The sequence below is a fragment of the Bradyrhizobium sp. P2_E8 genome, from assembly GCF_056403875.1.
Genome location: NZ_JBFUES010001481.1, coordinates 1 through 1261 on the forward strand (window position 1 = coordinate 1; position 1261 = coordinate 1261).

A 1261-nucleotide genomic window follows, 5' to 3' on the forward strand; every position below is an offset into this window, starting at 1 on the left:
GGCCTATCTCGCGAAAGCCAAGGGCCCGCGGCGCGAGAAGGAGGCCGAGGACTTCACGCGCATGAACACGCCCAGCGCCGAAATGGCCAGACTCACGCGCGACACCGTGTGGTGGCGGCGCGTCGCCTATTTCTCGCTGCTGGTCATGGTCGGCGTGATCGCGATCTGGCCGTGGATCGMCCGCAGCCTGATCGGGGTGTCGAAGGACCACGGCCTGCAAGGCACGGTGGTGCTGCACGTCATCGCCACCATCGACTGGCTCGTTGGCGGCGTGCTGGGTCCGCTCGCCAATCTGGTCAGGAACGTCCTGCCATCCTATGCGGCGCCGTGGCTCGACATCACGCTGTATTACCCGTTCGTCACCTCGATCGTCCTGGCCATCACGTACCTGATCTGGCGCAGGAACTCGGTGCTGCGCGACACCATCCAGGAACGCGCGCGGCTGGCCTGGAGCAGGCCACGTCGCATGGCAAGCCGGCAGAATGTCGATGAGCCCGGCAAGCTGCTCCGCTTCGCCCGGTGGATGCGGCTGAATGCGGGGCCGGCCCGCTGGATTTTCGCCAGGTTCGTGCTGCCCGGCGCCTTCCTGTTCATCATCTTCTATTCCGCACTGCTGATTGGAGCGACCAGCGTCTTCACGGCGCGCGTTGCGACCGGCAATATCTGCACGACGCCCGGGCCGGAGGCAGGGACGCCCGTGCCCGACGAGCCGGTCGATGCGCGCGGCCGTTTCGCGACGGAGGAATTTTGCTGGTGGAGCGGCCTCGCGGTCGAGAAGGGCCGCAAATACCGCGTCTGGGTCGAGATCGAGGATCCCTGGTTCGACCGCACCATCATGAGCGGCACAAACGGCTTCACGACCTATTTCACGCCTCACTACCTCGCCCTGCCGACGCTCCGTCAGTTCGGCGCCGCCTGGTTCCAGCCCGTGGTACGCGTCGGCACGAAGGGAATGAGCGACATTCCGCTGCAGGCCGTCAACGTCATGCCGGCCGACGAATTGCCGCGCCGGATGAATCCGACCATTCCGTTCGAGGACGATGCGGACAAGCGCAAGGGCAGGTATCCGACCCAGCTCGACAAGACGAAGGAGTTCGAGGCACTTCCCGACAACAATCCGCTCAAACTCGCTGTCGGCAAGCTCGGACCTTTCGAGCCGGTGCCGAAGGATGCCACGGCGCGCACGATCTGGGAGAACCAGAAACTGTCGGGACGGCTGGTGGCGGAATTCGTCGCGCCCGACGCCGGCGATCTGTTCTTC

General features: G+C 65.3%; 1 pseudogene. It reads left to right on the forward strand.

What is annotated here, in order from left to right:
- Positions 1–1261 (forward strand): annotated as a pseudogene (locus AC1D00_RS41605) (DUF2235 domain-containing protein); the annotation flags it as partial.